Consider the following 20,999-nt stretch of genomic DNA (forward strand, 5'->3'; position numbering starts at 1 on the left):
TATTTAACCTACTTTCCTAAACAAAATTCTGCAAATATCTTATCTATTATATCTTCATCTAATGTATCTCCAGTTATTTCTCCTAGGCTGCTCCAAGCGTTTCTTATGTCTATAGACGCCAAATCTATCGCCAATGTATTTTCTAAGGCATCTATTGCTTGAATACAGTTTTCCTTTGCCTTAATTAGTGCCTCTTTATGTCTTGTGCTAGTAATAAGTATATCCTTTGACTTTACTTCACCCTTGAAAAATAACTCTCTTATACATTCTTTTAACCTATCCAAGCCTTGACCTGTTTTTGCTGAAGTTTCTATTATATATTTTGAATTCAGATTACTAATACTTTCCCTATTTATTTTACCATCTAAATCAGATTTATTTAATAAAATAATGTATTTTTTATCCTTTATATATTCTATAATTTCCTTATCTTCCTCATCTAGCTCTCTGCTTAAATCAAGCATCAATATAATTAAATCGGCTTCATTTATCTTTTCTTTAGATTTTTCAACGCCTATTTTTTCAACAACATCTTCTGTCTCTCTTATCCCTGCTGTATCTATAATCTTTACAGGCACTCCATCTATATTTATATATTCCTCAATTACATCTCTTGTAGTGCCTGGTACATCTGTGACTATAGCTCTCTTTTCCATTAATAGCGAATTTAAAAGAGATGATTTACCTACATTAGGTTTACCAACAATAACAGTATTAAGTCCTTCTCGGATTATTTTTCCCTCATCTGCAGTACTTAATATTTCTTTTATTTTATTTAAAACAGATGTAAGATCATATGTTACTTTATCTGCAGTCATTTCCTCTAAATCTTCCTCTGGATAGTCTACCGTAGCCTCAATATGCGCAATTATCTCTAATAGTTTTCCCCTAATATTATTTATCTCTCTAGAAACTCTACCATTAGATTGCTGAACTGCTGATTTCATAGAAAGTTCAGTTTTTGCTCTAATTATATCTATAACAGCCTCTGCCTGACTTAAATCAATTCTTCCGTTTAAAAATGCTCGTTTTGTAAATTCACCTGGTTCAGCAAGTCTTGCACCATTTTTTATTACTTCTTCTAATATTTTTTGCGTTGAAATTACACCACCATGACAATTTATTTCAACAGTATCTTCTGCCGTAAAGCTTCTTGGAGCTTTCATATAGCTTACTAAAACCTCGTCTAAAGTATCTCCTGTTTCCTTTTCTATTATAAAACCATATCTCATAGTATATGGTTTTATATCTTCTAAACCTTTTTCTCTTTTTCCTTTAAATATACCAGCCACAATATTTAACGCTTTAGATCCTGAAACTCTTATTATCGATATTCCTCCCTCTCCTAAAACAGTTGCAATGGCCGCTATTGTATCAAATTCTTTCATCATATCACTCCTTTTATTATATATTTACATCAATAAAGCAAAAAGAAAGCCATTAGGCTTTCTTTAAATCTACTACAACTCTTCTAAAAGGTTCTTCACCTTCACTATAAGTATTAACATAAAAATCATTTTGAAGTGCAGAGTGAATTATTCTTCTTTCATAAGGATTCATTGGTTCTAGTTTAACAGGTCGTCCTGTTCTCCTAACCTTCTCTGCTATTCTTCTTGCTAATCTTTTTAATGTTTCTTCTCTTTTTATTCTATAATTCTCAGTATCTAAAATAACTCTTTTATATTCCATTTCATGACCTTTATTTACAACCAAGCTTATAAGATACTGAAGTGAATCTAAAGTTTCGCCTCTATACCCTATAAGTATTCCCATATCTGGTCCTGTTAAAGATACTTTTACAATATTATTTTCTTCTTTTACCCTTATTTCAGCTCTAACACCCATGTGATCTAAAACATCCCTAATAAATGTTTTAGCTTCGTACATGTAATCTCTTTTTACTTTTACTCTTATTTTAGCAGGCCTTGCTCCAATTAAATTGAAGAAGCCTTTATTTCCTGCATCTAAAACCTCTACTTCTATCTTATCTTCTGTAACCTTGAGTTCATTTAGAGCATTTTTCAAAGCTTCTTCAACAGTTCTTCCGGTCATTTCTATAACCTTCATACCATAGTCCCCCCTAAGCTTTACTAGTGCTTTTACTTATACCAACTTTTTTCATAACTAGTGTTTGTATTATTTGAATTAAATTATTTACTACCCAATATAACACTAACGCTGACTTTAAGCTCCAGCTTATGAAAATCATGAATATAGACATACCTATGTTCATAGTTGCTGATTGCTTAGCTTGAGCACTATCTCCAGTAGGCATCATTAGTGATCCTGAATAGTATGTAGTTATACCTGAAAGAATAGCAAGAACAATATCTCTTTTAGCTAAGTCTTGTATCCATAAAAAATGAACACCATTTATACCAGTTAAATTGTTAAATACATAATAAAGCGCTATAAAAATAGGCCACTGGATAAGCATTGGCAAACATCCACTAAGAGGATTTGCTCCTTTTTCTTTATAAAGCTTCATCATTTCCTGTTGTGCTCTCTGAGGGTCATTTTTATATTTTTCCTGTATTTTCTTAGTTTCTGGTTGTAATTCACTCATTGCTATAGAAGATTTAGTTTGTTTAATATTCAATGGTAATAATATTAATCTAATTATAGCTGTCATTAAAATTATAGCAAAACCATATGAAATATTCTTATTAGGGATTACCATAGTTACCCATTGATGAACTAATTCAAAAAACTGAACAAATGCACTGTTTAAGTACTGCAAATTGTAAACCTCCTGATAATTTATTTGACTGGGTCATATCCACCTTCACTTAAAGGATTGCACCTTAATATTCTTTTTATAGCCATAAATCCACCTTTTAATACACCATATTTCTCCAGCGCATCTAATGCATACTGGGAACAAGTTGGATAAAATCTACAACATGGCTGTTTTAAAGGTGACAAATACTTTCTATAAATTTTAATAAAAAAGACTAAAAATTCTTTCATTTAATCGTAGAGACCTGCCTTTTTAAAAAGATTTTTAACAGCTTCATCTATTTCAATATAACTTTTTCCATTGGCAGCATTCCTAGCTATAAATACAAAATCATATCCGACGTGTAATTTACTGCAATTTAATCTATAACTCTCTTTAATTAATCGTTTAACTCTATTTCGTATTACACTTTTACCTACTTTTTTGCTTACCGATATACCTAATCTATTTATATTTTTTCTATTCTTATATATATATAATACCAATAAAGCATTTGAAAATGATTTTCCTCTTCTATATATAGCTCTAAACTCTACATTCTTTCTTATTTTATTGACTTTCATTCTTCAATTAGCTCCTTTTTTCTGCAGTTGCAGAAAAAGGCCACAAAAGCGGCCCTTATGCTGTTAATCTTTTTCTACCTTTTTGTCTTCTTCTCTTAAGAACATTTCTTCCTGATAAAGTACTCATTCTTTTTCTGAAACCATGCTCTTTTTTTCTTTGTTTCTTTTTTGGTTGATAAGTCATAAACATGTTCTTACACCCCCTTTTAGGCAAGTTATATTACCCTCTTAACCATATATTAAGCTCACGAGGATTATTTGCTACTATTCAACTCATAAGTGTACTTCCTTAAAGTTTCACTATTAAATTATATATTCCTAATGTTCCGATGTCAACATAAATTCTCGAAGTGCTAAATGCTTCAAAAACTGACCTGTTAATATTTTTTATTACTTTTTTGTGGATAACTTATTGAATAGGTTGTCAGCTTTTGATATTATTAATAGAGAGTTGTGTATAACTTTTTGTGGCACGTTAGTTATCCACACCTGTGAATAAAATTGTGTATAACTTGTTTAACATTCTATAATATTATACTTACTTTTCATATTTTTGACTAATTTCTTAGCATTATTCAGTGTTGATAATGTTAATATTTATTTTTTGTACCTTTGTTGATAATTTTTTTTTAATTATATTATCAACAACTTTTATAACATGTGAATATTTTAATAAACATTTGTCAAGAAAATATAATAATGTTTATAATTATGTTTATTTAATGTGAATTTTATTTTTTATTCGAGACTGGAGGATATAGAATGAATGCCCATTTAAAAGAAACATGGGAAAAAACTCTAAACATAATTAAAGGAGAACTTACTGAAGTAAGTTTTAATACTTGGATTAAAAGCATAATACCATTATCTATTGAAGAGGATGTAATTAAATTAAGTGTTCCAAATGATTTTACTAAAGGAATTCTTGACAGTAGATACAAAGAGCTCATTGTAAATGCTCTTAAGCTTATTACTTCAAAAAAATACAATGTAGAGTTTTTTATACTATCTGAAGAAGCAGTTGATTCTGAAGAACCCAAACCCAAAATAATTAATGATAAACCTTCTATTACAGTGAATGATGAAATGTCTGCAATGCTTAACCCTAAATACACTTTTGATTCTTTTGTCATAGGAAACAGTAATAGATTTGCTCATGCAGCATCACTAGCTGTAGCAGAAGCTCCAGCTAAAGCATATAATCCTCTATTTATATATGGAGGAGTTGGACTTGGAAAAACTCACTTAATGCATGCCATAGGACATTATATACTTCAAAATAATTCAAAATCAAAAGTAGTTTACGTTTCTTCTGAAAAATTTACTAATGAACTTATAAATTCTATTAAAGATGATAAAAACGAAGATTTTAGAAATAAATATAGAAATATTGATGTTCTTTTAATAGATGATGTTCAATTTATTGCAGGAAAAGAGAGAACTCAAGAAGAGTTTTTCCATACCTTTAATGCATTACATGAAGCTAATAAACAAATTATTCTTTCAAGTGATAGGCCTCCAAAGGAAATACCTACACTTGAAGATAGACTTCGTTCTAGATTTGAATGGGGACTTATAGCAGATATACAGGCACCTGATTTTGAAACAAGAATGGCTATTCTTAAGAAAAAAGCAGATGTAGAGAACTTAAATATTCCAAATGAAGTTATGGTATACATAGCTACTAAGATTAAATCAAATATAAGAGAATTAGAAGGTGCATTAATAAGAATTGTTGCATTTTCTTCATTAACAAATAAAGAAATAAGCGTAGATTTAGCTACTGAAGCCTTAAAAGATATTATATCAAGTAAGCAGTCTAAACAAGTAACGATAGATTTAATCCAGGATGTAGTTTCTAATTACTTCAGCCTTAAGATAGAAGATTTAAAATCGTCTAGACGAACTAGAAATGTAGCATTTCCACGACAAATAGCTATGTATCTTTGTAGAAAACTTACCGACATGTCCCTTCCAAAGATAGGGGAGGAATTTGGTGGTAGAGATCATACTACAGTAATACATGCATATGAAAAAATATCAAGTAATTTAAAATCTGATGAAGGACTTCAAAATGTTATTAATGACCTTACGAAAAAAATAGATCAAAAATAGGTTATTAACATCTGTTTATATTAAATGTAGGATACTATGTTGATAACTAAATATTATCATTTATACATTTAATAATGTGGATAAAGTTAATTATATTAGATTTACTTATCCACACTTATTTTTTTCCTATTTTTAAGTGTTTTCAACAGGTCTATGGGTTATCAACATACTCACAGCCCCTACTACTATTACTACTAGAAATTATTTAATTATCTATTCTATATATAGAAAAAATATATTGTGAATAAGGAGGGTTTTTAATGCGATTCACATGTGAAAAATCTATTCTACAAGAAGGTATATCCACAGCTCAAAAAGCTGTTACTGGTAAGTCAACTATGCCTGTTTTAAATGGCATATTAATTAAAACTTTTAACAATGAAATAATTTTAACTGGTTCAGATATAGATCTAAGCATAGAAACTAGAGTAAAAGCTGAAATATTAGAAGAAGGAAGCATAGTAATAGATGCTAAAATTTTTGGTGAAATAATAAGAAAACTTCCAAATGACGTAATACACATTAATACAATAGATAATAATTCTATTGAGATTTTATGCCAAAAATCCAGGTTTACTCTTATTCATATGAATGCTAATGATTTTCCTGAACTTCCTAATATAAACGAAAATATGATATTTTCTATACCTCAAAAGATACTAAAAAATATGATAAAAAGTACTATTTTTGCTACAGCACAAGACGATACTAGACCTATACTTACAGGTGTTTTATTTGAAATAAATAATAAAAATTTGAATCTTGTTGCTTTAGATGGTTATAGATTAGCATTAAGATCTGAGATTTTAGAAACAGATAATACTATAAATGCTGTAATTCCAGGTAAAACTTTAAATGAAGTATCTAAAATACTAGAAGAAGAGGATGAAAATGTTAATATAACATTTACACCTAATCATATATTATTTAGTTTAGGTGAAACTAAGATTATATCCAGGTTACTAGAAGGTGATTTCATAAAATATAATTCCATAATTCCAAGTGAATATAACTTAAAAGCTATTGCTAAGAGAACGGATTTATTGAATTGTATTGAGAGAGCATCATTAATGGCTAAAGAAGGGAATACAAATCTTGTAAAGCTTAGTATCGAAGATGAAAATATGGTTATAACCTCTAATTCTCAATTGGGAATGGTAAGGGAAGAACTTAATATTATTTTGCAAGGAGAGCCTCTGCAAATTGCATTTAATTCAAAATATCTTATAGATGTGTTGAAAATAATGGATGAAGACGAAATTGTAATGGAATTTTCTAGTAGCGTAAGCCCTTGTTTAATGAAAAATAAAGAAGTGAATAATTGTACTTATTTAGTACTTCCTGTAAGATTATTAAATCATTAAAGAAATAGAAATGGAGATACTAAAAATGAAAGATGTAAAAATAAATACTGAATTTATTAAACTTGACTCTTTTTTAAAGTGGGTTGGAGCTGTTTCTTTAGGATCTGAAGCAAAAATGGTTATACAAGATGGTATGGTTATTGTAAATGGTGAAGTAGAGACAAGAAGAGGAAAAAAGATTATTAAAGGAGATACAATAGAATTTAATGGAGAAACTTACACAATAATATAATTTACAATTATTATTTAAATGAATTATAATTATAATTTATGAAAGTAATATAGTTAATTGTGTATTAACTATATTATGGTATAATTATACTAGGTGTTTTTATGTATGTTAAATATTTACAACTTATTAATTATAGGAATTATAAAGAGCTTAATATAGAATTAAGCAAAAGTGTCAATGTATTCATCGGAGATAATGCTCAAGGAAAAACAAATATTTTGGAAAGCATATACTATTGCAGTATTGGTAAGTCCCCTAGAACAAGTAAAGACAAGGAGCTTATCAACTGGAATGGTGAAGAGGCCTATATAAAGTTATATGTGGCTAAGGAAAGACTAGACAAAAAGATAGAAATAAAAATATTCAAAGAAGGGAAAAAGGGCATAAATGTAAACTCAATAAAGGTAAATAAGATATCTGAGTTGATAGGAGTTTTAAATGTTGTCATTTTCTCTCCGGAAGATTTGAAAATAGTCAAAGAATCTCCGTCTTTTAGAAGGAAATTTTTAGATATTGAATTATGCAAATTAAGCAAAAAATACTATTTTAATTTAGTTCAATATAATAAGTCATTAAATGAACGAAATATAATTTTAAAGAAGTATAATGAAAAGCAAGAATATATGTTAGAAGTATACGATGAACAGCTTTCTAAATATGGAGGAGCAATAGTAAAGGCAAGGGATAAATATATAAAAAGCTTGAATGATAAGGGAAAATCAATACACAGTGATATAACATCAAAAGCTGAGAATATCGATTTTAATTATATAACATCTGTTAAAAATGTAGACAATGCAGAACATGAACTTCTAGATATGTTGAAGATTAATAGAATAAAAGATTTCGAAAAAAGAGCAACTTCAATAGGGCCACATAGAGATGATTTTAATATAAAAATAAATGGAATAGACACAAAAGTTTTTGGTTCTCAGGGACAACAAAGAACTTCAGTTTTAACTATTAAATTTGCTTCTTTAGAGATAGTAAAAGAAGTTACAGGGGAATACCCTGTGCTTTTACTCGATGATGTACTATCTGAACTTGATGCAAATAGGCAAAAATTTATATTAAATTCAATTAATAATATACAGACATTTATAACTTGCACTGGTATTGGCGATATAGAAAAATACCTAAAAAATGAGGCTCAACTGTTTAAAGTTAAGAATGGTACTGTAGAGATAGTTTAAAATTTGAAAGGGGATTAGCTTATGTTTCTGCATTTAGGAGAAAATGTAGTAGTACCAATAAAAGATATAATTGGAATATTTGACATGGAAACTTCAATGTATAGTTCTGATACAATCCAATTTTTAAGAATGGCTGAGGAAGATGGTTTTGTTCAAAGAATAACTAAGGATAAACCAAAGTCATTTATAATAGCTGAAGTGGATAAAAAAAGTAAGGTTTATTTATCCCCTATATCTTCAGCAACTTTAACAAAAAGATCAGAACTTCTGTATTATGAGCCTTAGGATAGGAGGATAGATATGACAGAAGAAAAAAAACAAATTTATGATGAAAGTCAGATACAAGTATTAGAGGGGTTAGAAGCAGTAAGAAAAAGACCAGGAATGTATATAGGCAGTACTAGCTCTAGAGGGCTTCATCATTTAGTATATGAAATAGTAGACAATAGTATAGATGAAGCACTGGCTGGATTCTGCAAAAATATAGATATAACTATACATGAGAATAATTCTATAACCGTTATTGATGATGGTAGGGGTATGCCTGTTGGTATACATCCTAAAATGCAAAAACCAACAGTAGAAGTCATAATGACAGTACTTCATGCAGGTGGTAAATTTGGAGGCGGTGGATATAAAGTATCTGGTGGACTACACGGAGTTGGAGCATCAGTTGTAAATGCGCTTTCAGAGTTATGCGAAGTTGAAGTTAAAAGAGAAGGTCACATATGGAAACAAGTTTACAAAAGAGGTAAAGCTATAACTGGGCTAGAAATAGTAGGCGATAGTGATGAGCATGGAACAAAAACACATTTTCAGCCTGATAGCGACATATTTGATGAAATAGAATATGATTATGATACCCTAGCACAAAGACTTAGAGAACTTGCATTTTTAAATAAGGGTATAAAGATAACATTAAATGATGAGAGAAACAATAAAAAAGAAGTATTTCATTATGAAGGCGGTATTAAATCTTTTGTTACTTACTTAAATAGAAATAAAGAGACAGTTCATAAAGAGCCAATATATATCGAAGGAAAGAAGGATGATTATTCAGTAGAAATAGCTATTCAATATAACGATAGCTATGCTGAAAATATTTTTTCATTTGCCAACAACATAGATACAGTTGAAGGTGGAACACATCTAGCAGGTTTCAAATCAGCGCTTACGAGAGTTTTTAATGATTATGCTAAAAAGTTTGGGATATTAAAAGAAAATGATAAAAATCTATCCGGTGAAGATATAAGGGAAGGCTTAACAGCTGTTATATCAGTAAAATTAACAGATCCTCAATTTGAAGGTCAGACTAAGACTAAGCTTGGTAACAGTGAAGTACGTGGCATAGTTGACAGTATAGTTGGAGAAGGAGTAAGTGTTTTTCTAGAAGAAAATCCGCAGGTATCTAAAAGTATACTTGATAAAGCATTAATGGCAGCGCGTGCTAGGGAAGCAGCTAGAAAAGCAAGAGAACTTACTCGTCGTAAGTCTGTTCTTGAAAGTACTTCCTTACCTGGAAAGCTTGCTGATTGTTCATCTAAAGACCCTTTAGAATGTGAAATTTATTTAGTAGAGGGTGATTCAGCTGGTGGTTCTGCAAAGCAAGGAAGAAATAGAAGATTTCAAGCCATATTACCTCTTCGTGGTAAAATAATGAATGTTGAAAAACAAAGACTTGATAAAATTTTAGGATACGAAGAAATAAGAGCTATGATAACAGCTTTTGGTGGAGGAATTGGTAAAGACTTTGACATAGAAAAAATAAGATATAATAGAATAATTATAATGACAGATGCAGACGTGGATGGCGCACATATAAGAACCTTATTACTTACATTCTTCTACAGATATATGAAAGAGCTTGTAGAGCAAGGACACGTATATATAGCTCAACCACCACTTTATAAAGTAACAAAAAATAAAAAGGATAGTTATGCTTATAGTGATAAAGAGTTAGAAAGATTGTTACAAGAGTTAGGCGGAAAAGATAATAATACAAATATTCAAAGGTATAAAGGACTTGGAGAAATGGATGCTACACAGCTTTGGGAGACCACTATGAATCCAGAAGAAAGAACATTGCTACAAGTAACAGTAGAGGATGCTATGGCTGCTGATGAAATCTTTACTATACTTATGGGTGATAAGGTAGAACCACGTAGAGAGTTCATAACGGAAAATGCGAAGAAAGTTGTAAACTTAGACATATAGCAAAGAGGTGTAATTGATGTTAAATGAAGGGAAAGTTTTACCAGTAGACATAAGCTATGAAATGAAAAAATGTTATATAGATTACGCTATGAGTGTTATTGTAGGTCGTGCATTACCAGATGTAAGAGACGGATTAAAGCCTGTACATAGAAGAATTCTATACTCTATGTACGAACTTGGATTAACTCCAGAGAAAGGCTATAGAAAATGTGCAAGAATTGTAGGAGATGTTTTAGGTAAATATCATCCTCATGGAGACACAGCTGTTTATGATGCACTAGTTAGAATGGCACAAGATTTTTCAATAAGATATACATTAGTTAATGGTCATGGAAATTTTGGATCTGTTGATGGTGATAGTGCGGCTGCAATGAGATATACCGAGGCAAAAATGAGTAAGATAGCTCTTGAAATGCTTAGGGAAATAAATAAAAATACAGTAGACTTTATTCCAAACTTTGACGGTGAGGAACAAGAACCTTCTGTAATACCTTCAAGATTTCCTAACTTACTTGTTAACGGATCAGCAGGGATTGCAGTAGGAATGGCTACTAACATACCACCACATAACTTAACAGAAGTTATAAATGGTATAACTATGCTTATTGATAATCCTGATTGCTCGATTTTAGATTTAATGACTGAAATTAAGGGACCTGATTTTCCGACATCTGGAATTATACTTGGCACATCTGGGATTAGATCTGCATATGAAACAGGTAGAGGAAAGGTTGTCGTAAGAGCAAGAGCTGATATAGAAGAGGAAAAAGGAAGACATAGAATTATTGTAACTGAAATACCTTATCAAGTTAACAAAGCAAAGCTTATTGAAAATATGGCAGATTTAGTTAAGGATAAGAAGATAGAAGGTATATCAGACATAAGAGACGAGTCAGACAGAGATGGTATGAGAATCGTAATAGAGCTAAAAAGAGATGCTAATCCTAATATAATATTAAATCAGCTCTATAAACATACTAAAATGCAGGATACTTTTGGTATCATAATGATTGCACTAGTAAATAATGAACCACAAGTTTTGAATTTAAAACAAGTTCTTGTTCATTATTTAGATTTTCAAAAGGAAGTAATAAGAAGAAGAACTAAATTTGATCTAGATAAAGCGCTTGCTCGTGCGCATATTTTGGAAGGTTTAAAAATTGCACTTGATCATATTGATGAGGTTATTAACCTTATAAGATCTTCTAAGAATGCTGAAGAGGCGAAAAATGGACTTATGATTAAGTTTAGTCTTTCTGAAAAGCAGGCACAGGCTATACTTGATATGAGGCTACAAAGACTTACAGGTCTTGAAAGAGAGAAAATTGAACAAGAATATAATGAATTAATGAAAACTATTGCGTATTTAAAAGAAATACTGGAAAAAGAAGAATTAGTTTTAAAAATAATAAAAGAAGAACTTATTGAAATAAAGAATAAGTATGGCGATGAAAGAAGAACAGAAATACAAAGAAATAATGATGAAATTAACATAGAAGACTTAATACAAGAGCAAGAAGTTGTAATAACTCTTACCCATGCAGGATATATAAAGAGAATATCAGCAGATACTTATTCTGCCCAAAAGAGGGGTGGAAAAGGAATACAGGCAATGGCTACAAAAGAAGATGACTTTGTAGAACATATGTTTATAACATCTACTCATAATAATATTCTGTTTTTTACAAATAAAGGAAGAGTTCATAAGCTAAAGGGGTATGAGATACATGATGCAGGAAGAACTGCAAAAGGAACTAATCTTATAAATCTAATACCTATAGATACTGATGAAAAAATACAGGCAGTTATAACGTTCAAAGAGTTTGATGAAAATAATTATTTCATAATGGGCACTAAAGAAGGTTTAATAAAGAAAACACAGATGAGTCAGTACTCATCTATTAGGAAAAATGGCTTAAATGCTATAAACCTAAAAGATGGTGATGAACTTATAGGTGTTAAGATGACTACAGGAGAAAGTGAAATTCTTGTATTTACCAAAAATGGTTACGCAATAAGATTTAAAGAAACAGATGTAAGACCTATGGGAAGAACTGCTACGGGGGTAAGAGCTATAACTTTAAGAGATAGTGATATAGCCGTAGCTATGGATATTGTAGCTGAGAATCAAGATGTTTTAGTTATAAGTGAAAATGGATTTGGAAAAAGAACTCCTGTTTCTGAATATACTGCCCATAGAAGAGGTGGTAAAGGAATTATAACCTATAAGGTTAATGAAAAAACAGGTTCAATAGTTGGAGCAAGAGTAGTAAAAGATGAAGATGAAATGATGCTTATCAACAGTAGTAATGTAGCTATAAGGATTAATGTATCTGGAATATCTACTACTAGTAGAAATACTAGTGGAGTTACATTAATGAGAACTGAAGAAGAACAAAAGGTAGTTGCGATTGCTAAAATAAATTATAGTGATGAAATTGAAAATATTGAAGATGCGGAAAGTGTTGAAGAGTAAAAAGCTATAATGATGAGGTTAGATTACATAATCTAACCTCATTTTTTTAGATAATGTTAATAAACCATACCACGTGTATCAGTATAAAAAATAATGAGAAAAACCTATTTATTATGAAGAAAATCAAAGCTAAATTATATTATATAGCTAGTAGTTGCGTACAACATAATATAATTTTGATAAAATGTTTCTTGTCGTTGATTGATACGACAAAAATTTAGCTTTGATATCAAAAAATAATATTGACAAAGCTGAATTGCAATGATAAACTATAAAAGCTCAATAAATTTGTTATAAAAGTTAATGAAAAATAACTTAAAAAAAGTATTGACAGATTTTAAAAGAGCTGATATAATATAAGAGTTGCTGCAAGAGAGCAACATGATCCTTGAAAATTAAACAGAGGTTAAAAATCAAGATGATTTTTATTAAGTAAACTAAACCAGCAATTCTTTTGAACTACTTGTTAGTAGTCAAAAACAACAGTAATGAGCATTCAAACTTTTAAATTGAGAGTTTGATCCTGGCTCAGGACGAACGCTGGCGGCGTGCCTAACACATGCAAGTCGAGCGATGAAACCCTTCGGGGTGGATTAGCGGCGGACGGGTGAGTAACACGTGGGTAACCTGCCTCAAAGAGGGGGATAGCCTCCCGAAAGGGAGATTAATACCGCATAACATTAGTTTTTCGCATGGAGAACTAATTAAAGGAGTAATCCGCTTTGAGATGGACCCGCGGCGCATTAGCTAGTTGGTGAGGTAAAGGCTCACCAAGGCGACGATGCGTAGCCGACCTGAGAGGGTGATCGGCCACATTGGAACTGAGACACGGTCCAGACTCCTACGGGAGGCAGCAGTGGGGAATATTGCACAATGGGCGAAAGCCTGATGCAGCAACGCCGCGTGAGTGATGAAGGCCTTCGGGTTGTAAAGCTCTGTCTTTTGGGACGATAATGACGGTACCAAAGGAGGAAGCCACGGCTAACTACGTGCCAGCAGCCGCGGTAATACGTAGGTGGCGAGCGTTGTCCGGATTTACTGGGCGTAAAGGATGCGTAGGCGGATTTTTAAGTGAGATGTGAAATACCCGGGCTTAACTTGGGTGCTGCATTTCAAACTGGAAGTCTAGAGTGCGGGAGAGGAGAGTGGAATTCCTAGTGTAGCGGTGAAATGCGTAGAGATTAGGAAGAACACCAGTGGCGAAGGCGACTCTCTGGACCGTAACTGACGCTGAGGCATGAAAGCGTGGGTAGCAAACAGGATTAGATACCCTGGTAGTCCACGCCGTAAACGATGAGTACTAGGTGTAGGAGGTATCGACCCCTTCTGTGCCGCAGTTAACACAATAAGTACTCCGCCTGGGAAGTACGATCGCAAGATTAAAACTCAAAGGAATTGACGGGGGCCCGCACAAGCAGCGGAGCATGTGGTTTAATTCGAAGCAACGCGAAGAACCTTACCTAGACTTGACATCTCCTGAATTACTCGTAATGGAGGAAGCCCTTCGGGGCAGGAAGACAGGTGGTGCATGGTTGTCGTCAGCTCGTGTCGTGAGATGTTAGGTTAAGTCCTGCAACGAGCGCAACCCTTATCATTAGTTGCTACCATTAAGTTGAGCACTCTAGTGAGACTGCCCGGGTTAACCGGGAGGAAGGTGGGGATGACGTCAAATCATCATGCCCCTTATGTCTAGGGCTACACACGTGCTACAATGGGTAATACAAAGAGAAGCGATACAGTGATGTGGAGCAAAACTATAAAATTACCCTCAGTTCGGATTGTAGGCTGAAACTCGCCTACATGAAGCTGGAGTTGCTAGTAATCGCGAATCAGCATGTCGCGGTGAATACGTTCCCGGGCCTTGTACACACCGCCCGTCACACCATGAGAGCTGGCAACACCCGAAGTCCGTAGTCTAACCGTAAGGAAGACGCGGCCGAAGGTGGGGTTAGTGATTGGGGTGAAGTCGTAACAAGGTAGCCGTAGGAGAACCTGCGGCTGGATCACCTCCTTTCTAAGGAGTCGACAAGATAGGTAATTCTATCTTGAAGGTTTGTTTACACTCTGTTTAATCTTGAGGGATTATTTACCGGTTGATTTTAAATAATCAACATGATAAAATAAACCTCCAATTGTTCTTTGAAAATTGCACAGTGATATTAAATAAAAGTAAAGCTGAAGGTAAAACTACTTATTATATAAGTAAGTAACCTTTGTAGATTTAAGAATTAATATAAATTAATAGTAGCGAGCAGTACAAGGAAGTAACTGAATGAGGAGCAGAGTTTACTTAAGGTAAATGAGCACCGCAATGAAGGAAGCTGACGCAGTAATGCGAAGGTAATATTAATTTAGATGGTCAAGCTACAAAGGGCGCATGGTGAATGCCTTGGCACCAGTAGTCGAAGAAGGACGTGATAAGCTGCGATAAGCTTCGGGTAGGCGCAAATAGCCTGTGATCCGAAGATTTCCGAATGGGGCAACCCACACTACTAACGTAGTGTACTGTAAACTGAATTCATAGGTTTATAGGGATATACCCGGGGAACTGAAACATCTAAGTACCCGGAGGAAGAGAAAGAAAAATCGATTTCCTAAGTAGCGGCGAGCGAAAGGGAAAGAGCCCAAACCAGGAACTTGTTCCTGGGGTTGCGGACAGATCATAAACGGAGAGGTATCTTAATTGAAGAGAGCTGGAAGGCTCCGCCGTAGAAGGTAACAGCCCTGTAGGTGAAAAGAGAAGACTCTAGATCTGCTCCAGAGTACCACGAGACACGTGAAACCTTGTGGGAAGCAGGGAGGACCACCTCCCAAGGCTAAATACTAACTGGTGACCGATAGTGAAGCAGTACCGTGAGGGAAAGGTGAAAAGAACCCCGGGAGGGGAGTGAAATAGAACCTGAAACCGTGTGTCCACAACCGGTCAAAGCACTTTTACGTGCGATGACGTGCTTTTTGTAGAACGAGCCAGCGAGTTACGATATGTAGCAAGGTTAAGCACTTAAGGTGCGCAGCCGAAGGGAAACCGAGTCTGAATAGGGCAATAAGTTGCATGTCGTAGACCCGAAACCGGGTGACCTATCCATGGACAGGTTGAAGCGGAAGTAAAATTCCGTGGAGGACCGAACCACGTTGGTGTTGAAAAACCATGGGATGAGCTGTGGATAGCGGAGAAATTCCAATCGAACTCGGAGATAGCTGGTTCTCCTCGAAATAGCTTTAGGGCTAGCGTTGAGAATGAGTAATGGAGGTAGAGCACTGAATGGGCTAGGGGCTGACAACAGTTACTGAACCCTATCAAACTCCGAATGCCATATACTTGAATCTCAGCAGTCAGACTACGAATGATAAGATCCGTGGTCAAAAGGGAAACAGCCCAGATCATCAGCTAAGGTCCCAAAGTGTAAGTTAAGTGGAAAAGGATGTGGGATTTCTAAGACAACTAGGATGTTGGCTTAGAAGCAGCCACTCATTCAAAGAGTGCGTAATAGCTCACTAGTCGAGAGATCCTGCGCCGAAGATGTCCGGGGCTAAAACTTACCACCGAAGCTATGGGCTCGAAAGAGCGGTAGAGGAGCTTCCTGTATGGATTGAAGTCGTACCGAAAGGAGCGGTGGACTGTACAGGAGTGAGTATGCTGGCATAAGTAGCGAGAAATAAGTGAGAATCTTATTGGTCGAAAACCTAAGGTTTCCTGAGGAAGGCTCGTCCGCTCAGGGTTAGTCGGGACCTAAGCCGAGGCCGAAAGGCGTAGGTGATGGACAATCGGTTGATATTCCGATACCGCCAACTGACGTTATTACAAATGGGATGACGCAGGAGGATAAGATGTGCGCACTATTGGATGTGCGTCTAAGCACTTAGACATGTTTAACAGGCAAATCCGTTAAACTTAGTTGAGGTGTGATGGGGAGCCCTTATGGGCGAAGTATCTGATTCCACGCTGCCAAGAAAAGTCTCTATGGAGGAAGTTGGTGCCCGTACCGCAAACCGACACAGGTAGGTGAGGAGAGAATCCTAAGACCAGCGGAAGAATTGTTGTCAAGGAACTCGGCAAATTGACCCCGTAAGTTAGCGATAAGGGGTGCCTACGCAAGTAGGTCGCAGAGAATAGGCCCAAGCAACTGTTTAGCAAAAACACAGGTCTCTGCTAAAGCGAAAGCTGATGTATAGGGGCTGACGCCTGCCCGGTGCTGGAAGGTTAAGGGGAACACTTAGCGTAAGCGAAGGTGTGAACTTAAGCCCCAGTAAACGGCGGCCGTAACTATAACGGTCCTAAGGTAGCGAAATTCCTTGTCGGGTAAGTTCCGACCCGCACGAATGGCGTAATGACTTGGGCACTGTCTCGACAACAAATCCGGCGAAATTGTAGTGCAAGTGAAGATGCTTGCTACCCGCGATTGGACGGAAAGACCCCGTAGAGCTTTACTGTAGCTTAGCATTGAGTTTCGGTATTGTCTGTACAGGATAGGTGGGAGACTGAGAAACAAGGGCGTCAGCCTTTGTGGAGTCATCCTTGGGATACCACCCTGACAGTACTGGGATTCTAACCGGCGGCCATGAATCTGGTCACGGGACATTGTTAGGTGGGCAGTTTGACTGGGGCGGTCGCCTCCTAAAAAGTAACGGAGGCGCCCAAAGGTTCCCTCAGAACGGTTGGAAATCGTTCGTAGAGTGCAAAGGCAGAAGGGAGCCTGACTGCGACACATACAAGTGGAGCAGGGACGAAAGTCGGGCTTAGTGATCCGGTGGTTCCTCGTGGGAGGGCCATCGCTCAACGGATAAAAGCTACCTCGGGGATAACAGGCTGATCTCCCCCAAGAGTCCACATCGACGGGGAGGTTTGGCACCTCGATGTCGGCTCGTCGCATCCTGGGGCTGAAGTAGGTCCCAAGGGTTGGGCTGTTCGCCCATTAAAGCGGCACGCGAGCTGGGTTCAGAACGTCGTGAGACAGTTCGGTCCCTATCCGTCGCGGGCGTAGGAAATTTGAGAGGAGCTGTCCTTAGTACGAGAGGACCGGGATGGACTGACCTCTGGTGCACCAGTTGTTCCGCCAGGAGCACAGCTGGGTAGCTATGTCGGGACGGGATAAACGCTGAAAGCATCTAAGCGTGAAGCCCACCTCAAGATTAGATTTCCCATAGCGTAAGCTAGTAAGACCCCTTGAAGAACACAAGGTTGATAGGTCAGAGGTGTAAGCATGGTAACATGTTCAGCTGACTGATACTAATAGGTCGAGGGCTTGACCAAATATATTCACTGTGCAATTTTCAGAGAACAAATGTGTAAATTACTCAATGTTCTCAAAAAAGTTTGATAAACACTAAAAAAGTGTTGACAAACCTAAGCGAATCCAGTATAATATAAAACTGTGATGAGTAATATCTGGTGATTATGACGTGAAGGTAACACCCGTTCCCATTCCGAACACGACGGTTAAGCTTCATAGTGCCGATGGTACTGCAGGGGAGACCCTGTGGAAGAGTAGGTCGTCGCCAGGTCAGATATGGATCTTTAGCTCAGTTGGTTAGAGCAACCGGCTCATAACCGGTTGGTCCGGGGTTCGAGTCCCTGAAGGTCCACCATTTATGGGGGTATAGCTCAGTTGGGAGAGCATCTGCCTTGCACGCAGAGGGTCAAGAGTTCGAATCTCTTTATCTCCACCATAAAAATACCTGTAACAGAAGTTACAGGTATTTTTTTTATTTTGTAAAATAAAAAAAATATTCTATAATAGGAGTAGGAGTTCAGATTGAGAGGTGTATATCAATGAATTTCTATAGAGTAAAGCAATTTTATTGGTCTATAAGTTCTAAAGTTGAAGATAAGGATAAGGAATTTATAAATAAACATTTAAATCAAAGTGAATTAAAATTGTTTTACAAGTTGTCTAAATCAGAACAAAAACACTCTATTAAAGTTGCATATGATGTAGAATATACTTGTAAACAACAAAATATAGATTCAAGATTGCTTATAAAGGCAGCGTTATTGCATGATATAGGGAAAACCATAAAAAAACTAAGTGTCATAGACAAGTCGATAATAGTTATGGCAGATAATATAACAAAAGGAAGTATAAAAAGGTTATCCAAAATAGAAAAGGTAAATGTTTATTACAATCATGGTAAGTTAGGTTGTAATATATTGGAGAAATATAGTTATGATAAGAACTTATTATACTTGATTGAAAATCATCATAACTTTGAAATAAAGGGTAATAAGGAATTAAATATACTGAGAGAATGTGATGATAAAAATTAATAAAATTATATAAAATTAAATATTGTTTTATTTTTATCTGAATAATGGTAATATATAGATATGGTTATATTTAGTAATTCTAAAGATTAGGATAACTTTATATGTTCTACATGGAGGTAAATATGAATTCAAAAGAAAGAAGAAACTATATAGAGGAATTATTAAGAAAAGGTGATAATCCTCAAAAAGGACATATATTAGCAGAAGAGTTAGGGGTAACAAGGCAGGTTATAGTAAAAGATATTGCTATTTTAAGAGCAGAAGGTAAAAAAATTATAGCTACCCCAGAAGGATATTTAATACATAAAGAAGAAAAGAGTGTGGTAAAGAAAGTAATTGCAGTATCACATATAGCCTCTAACATTGAAGAGGAATTAAAAATAATAGTTAAGTTTGGAGGCGTTGCAGAAGACGTTATAGTTGAACATCCTTTATATGGTGAAATAAGAGGGATGATTATGGCTAAAACATTTTATGACATAGAAAATTTCGTGAAAAGAATTGATGAATATAAGGCGGAACCTCTTCTGATTCTAACTGGCGGAGTGCATCTTCATACTATTGCAGCAGAAAACAATGATATAATACAAAATATAATTGAAGAATTAAAAGCTAAAAACTATTTAGTATCTGATTAAATAATTATAATAGTCATAGAATGGAGAAGTGCTATGGAAAAGGTTGTACTATTAAGATGTGAAGAATATAATACTAAGCTTATAGAAGAAAAGTTAAGAGAAGGATTTGATTTATTAGGTGGAGATAAATTTTTGAGAGAACTTATACCATATAATAGCAAAGTTTTATTAAAGCCTAATATGTTAGCAATAGAGGAAGCTGGTTCGCCTGTAATTACAAATTTTAATGTATTTGAAGCTGTTATAAAGATTATAAAGGACTATTCAAGTAACATATCATTTGGGGATTCACCTGGATTCGGAGAAGCAAAAAAAGCAGCAGAAAAATCAGGACTTTTAAAAGTAGCAGAAAAATATAATGTAAAGTTTGAAGATTTTAAGGAATCTACTCATGTAAAGCTTGATGAATCAATATTATGCAAATCATGGACCGTAGCAAAAGCACCTTATGAAGCAGATGTTCTCATAACTCTTCCTAAGCTTAAAACTCATGCTATGGCTTATTTTACGGGAGCTGTAAAGAATCAGTTTGGATGTATTCCGGGAACATTAAAAGCGACTTGGCATACAAGGATGCCTAAAGCAAATAATTTTTGTAAGATGTTATTAGATCTTAACTCTTTGGTTAATACAAGCTTTGCCATACTTGATGGCATTGTAGCCATGGAGGGAAATGGCCCTAAGAGTGGAAAACCTAAAAAAATGAATACGATGATTATGGGTAAAAGTTTAACGGCAGTAGACTCAACGGCAGTAAGCCTTATAGGTTATGATAATCCGTTAGATATACCAGTGCTTAAAGAAGCATATGATCATAATTGGGGAACAGTGCTTCCTAAAGACATACAAGTTTTAGGTGAAGATATTGAAAGTATGAAATCAAAGGATTTTGAGCTTTGTAGAAAAGGAGGAAATTTTTACTTCATAAGCCCTGGAGTAACTAATTTTTTAAGAGACCTAATAGCGCCAGATCCATCGCTTATAGCAGAAAAGTGCATAAGTTGTAAAAGGTGTCAAGAGGTTTGTCCTGAAAAACCAAGAGTTATAAAGATGATAAATAACAAAGGAAAAGTTCAACCCACATGGGATATGAAAGAATGTATTAGATGTTTTTGTTGTCAAGAATTATGTCCTTGTGGAGCAATAGAAACCAAATATTCTATACTAGGAAAAATGCTAAAAATGAATAAGAGGTGATT

16 protein-coding genes, 2 tRNA genes and 3 rRNA genes are annotated in these 20,999 nt (G+C 34.7%); 15 read left to right on the plus strand and 6 right to left on the minus strand.

The genetic code is table 11. From position 1 onward, the window contains the following. Nucleotides 1–8: 8 nt before the first annotated feature. Genes mnmE through rpmH form a run of 6 tightly spaced genes read right to left on the minus strand, consistent with a single transcriptional unit; the run spans nucleotide 9 to nucleotide 3,493 of the window. Nucleotides 9–1,388 (minus strand): tRNA uridine-5-carboxymethylaminomethyl(34) synthesis GTPase MnmE, encoded by a 1,380-nt coding sequence (gene mnmE, locus ACZ5N4_RS26680; protein ID WP_464205820.1) that lies wholly within the window; start codon nucleotides 1,386–1,388, stop codon nucleotides 9–11. Between the two features lie 52 nt (nucleotides 1,389–1,440). Then, nucleotides 1,441–2,067, minus strand: a complete 627-nt coding sequence (jag, locus tag ACZ5N4_RS26685) for an RNA-binding cell elongation regulator Jag/EloR (RefSeq protein WP_464205821.1) — start codon at nucleotides 2,065–2,067, stop codon at nucleotides 1,441–1,443. A gap of 13 nt (nucleotides 2,068–2,080) precedes the next feature. Next, nucleotides 2,081–2,740 (minus strand): membrane protein insertase YidC, encoded by a 660-nt coding sequence (locus ACZ5N4_RS26690; protein WP_464205823.1) that lies wholly within the window; start codon nucleotides 2,738–2,740, stop codon nucleotides 2,081–2,083. A gap of 20 nt (nucleotides 2,741–2,760) precedes the next feature. Continuing rightward, complete coding sequence (gene yidD / locus ACZ5N4_RS26695; RefSeq protein ID WP_464205825.1) at nucleotides 2,761–2,970, minus strand: membrane protein insertion efficiency factor YidD; 210 nt, start codon at nucleotides 2,968–2,970, stop codon at nucleotides 2,761–2,763. Continuing rightward, entirely contained in the window at nucleotides 2,971–3,303 is a 333-nt protein-coding gene (gene rnpA / locus ACZ5N4_RS26700; protein WP_178906165.1) for a ribonuclease P protein component, read from the minus strand. Between the two features lie 55 nt (nucleotides 3,304–3,358). After that, a complete protein-coding gene (gene rpmH, locus ACZ5N4_RS26705; protein WP_178906164.1) occupies nucleotides 3,359–3,493 on the minus strand; it encodes a 50S ribosomal protein L34 in 135 nt (44 codons plus the stop codon). Nucleotides 3,494–4,065: 572 nt separating this feature from the next. Here rpmH and dnaA point away from each other — a divergent pair. From dnaA to ACZ5N4_RS26780, 15 genes are all read left to right on the plus strand, one after another. Further along, entirely contained in the window at nucleotides 4,066–5,418 is a 1,353-nt protein-coding gene (gene dnaA / locus ACZ5N4_RS26710; RefSeq protein WP_464205828.1) for a chromosomal replication initiator protein DnaA, read from the plus strand. 260 nt (nucleotides 5,419–5,678) lie between these two features. Continuing rightward, nucleotides 5,679–6,782, plus strand: a complete 1,104-nt coding sequence (dnaN, locus tag ACZ5N4_RS26715; RefSeq protein ID WP_464205830.1) for a DNA polymerase III subunit beta — start codon at nucleotides 5,679–5,681, stop codon at nucleotides 6,780–6,782. A 25-nt stretch (nucleotides 6,783–6,807) separates the two neighbouring features. After that, nucleotides 6,808–7,014, plus strand: coding sequence for a S4 domain-containing protein YaaA (gene yaaA, locus ACZ5N4_RS26720; RefSeq protein WP_464205832.1), 207 nt, complete (start codon nucleotides 6,808–6,810; stop codon nucleotides 7,012–7,014). 101 nt (nucleotides 7,015–7,115) lie between these two features. After that, nucleotides 7,116–8,207: a DNA replication/repair protein RecF gene (recF, locus tag ACZ5N4_RS26725; protein WP_464205835.1), complete on the plus strand. Its 1,092-nt coding sequence runs from the start codon at nucleotides 7,116–7,118 to the stop codon at nucleotides 8,205–8,207. Between the two features lie 21 nt (nucleotides 8,208–8,228). Further along, complete coding sequence (remB, locus tag ACZ5N4_RS26730) at nucleotides 8,229–8,492, plus strand: extracellular matrix regulator RemB (RefSeq protein WP_178906159.1); 264 nt, start codon at nucleotides 8,229–8,231, stop codon at nucleotides 8,490–8,492. Nucleotides 8,493–8,507: 15 nt separating this feature from the next. Continuing rightward, nucleotides 8,508–10,421 (plus strand): DNA topoisomerase (ATP-hydrolyzing) subunit B, encoded by a 1,914-nt coding sequence (gene gyrB / locus ACZ5N4_RS26735; protein ID WP_464205837.1) that lies wholly within the window; start codon nucleotides 8,508–8,510, stop codon nucleotides 10,419–10,421. 16 nt (nucleotides 10,422–10,437) lie between these two features. Further along, nucleotides 10,438–12,897 (plus strand): DNA gyrase subunit A, encoded by a 2,460-nt coding sequence (gyrA, locus tag ACZ5N4_RS26740; RefSeq protein WP_464205840.1) that lies wholly within the window; start codon nucleotides 10,438–10,440, stop codon nucleotides 12,895–12,897. 505 nt (nucleotides 12,898–13,402) lie between these two features. Beyond that, nucleotides 13,403–14,911, plus strand: a 16S ribosomal RNA gene (locus ACZ5N4_RS26745). A 343-nt stretch (nucleotides 14,912–15,254) separates the two neighbouring features. Further along, nucleotides 15,255–18,148 (plus strand): 23S ribosomal RNA (locus ACZ5N4_RS26750). A gap of 134 nt (nucleotides 18,149–18,282) precedes the next feature. Beyond that, nucleotides 18,283–18,399 (plus strand): 5S ribosomal RNA (rrf, locus tag ACZ5N4_RS26755). The 16S, 23S and 5S rRNA genes sit together here with 2 tRNA genes alongside, the layout of an rRNA operon. A gap of 7 nt (nucleotides 18,400–18,406) precedes the next feature. Beyond that, nucleotides 18,407–18,483, plus strand: a tRNA-Ile gene (locus tag ACZ5N4_RS26760). Between the two features lie 5 nt (nucleotides 18,484–18,488). Then, nucleotides 18,489–18,564 (plus strand) — tRNA-Ala (locus ACZ5N4_RS26765). A gap of 103 nt (nucleotides 18,565–18,667) precedes the next feature. Then, nucleotides 18,668–19,162: an HDIG domain-containing metalloprotein gene (locus ACZ5N4_RS26770; protein WP_464205842.1), complete on the plus strand. Its 495-nt coding sequence runs from the start codon at nucleotides 18,668–18,670 to the stop codon at nucleotides 19,160–19,162. Between the two features lie 122 nt (nucleotides 19,163–19,284). Continuing rightward, nucleotides 19,285–19,800, plus strand: coding sequence for a 3H domain-containing protein (locus tag ACZ5N4_RS26775; protein ID WP_464205843.1), 516 nt, complete (start codon nucleotides 19,285–19,287; stop codon nucleotides 19,798–19,800). A gap of 33 nt (nucleotides 19,801–19,833) precedes the next feature. Further along, a complete protein-coding gene (locus tag ACZ5N4_RS26780) occupies nucleotides 19,834–20,997 on the plus strand; it encodes a DUF362 domain-containing protein (RefSeq protein WP_464205844.1) in 1,164 nt (387 codons plus the stop codon). Nucleotides 20,998–20,999 lie beyond the last annotated feature (2 nt).

This window comes from Clostridium nitrophenolicum, assembly GCF_055391695.1.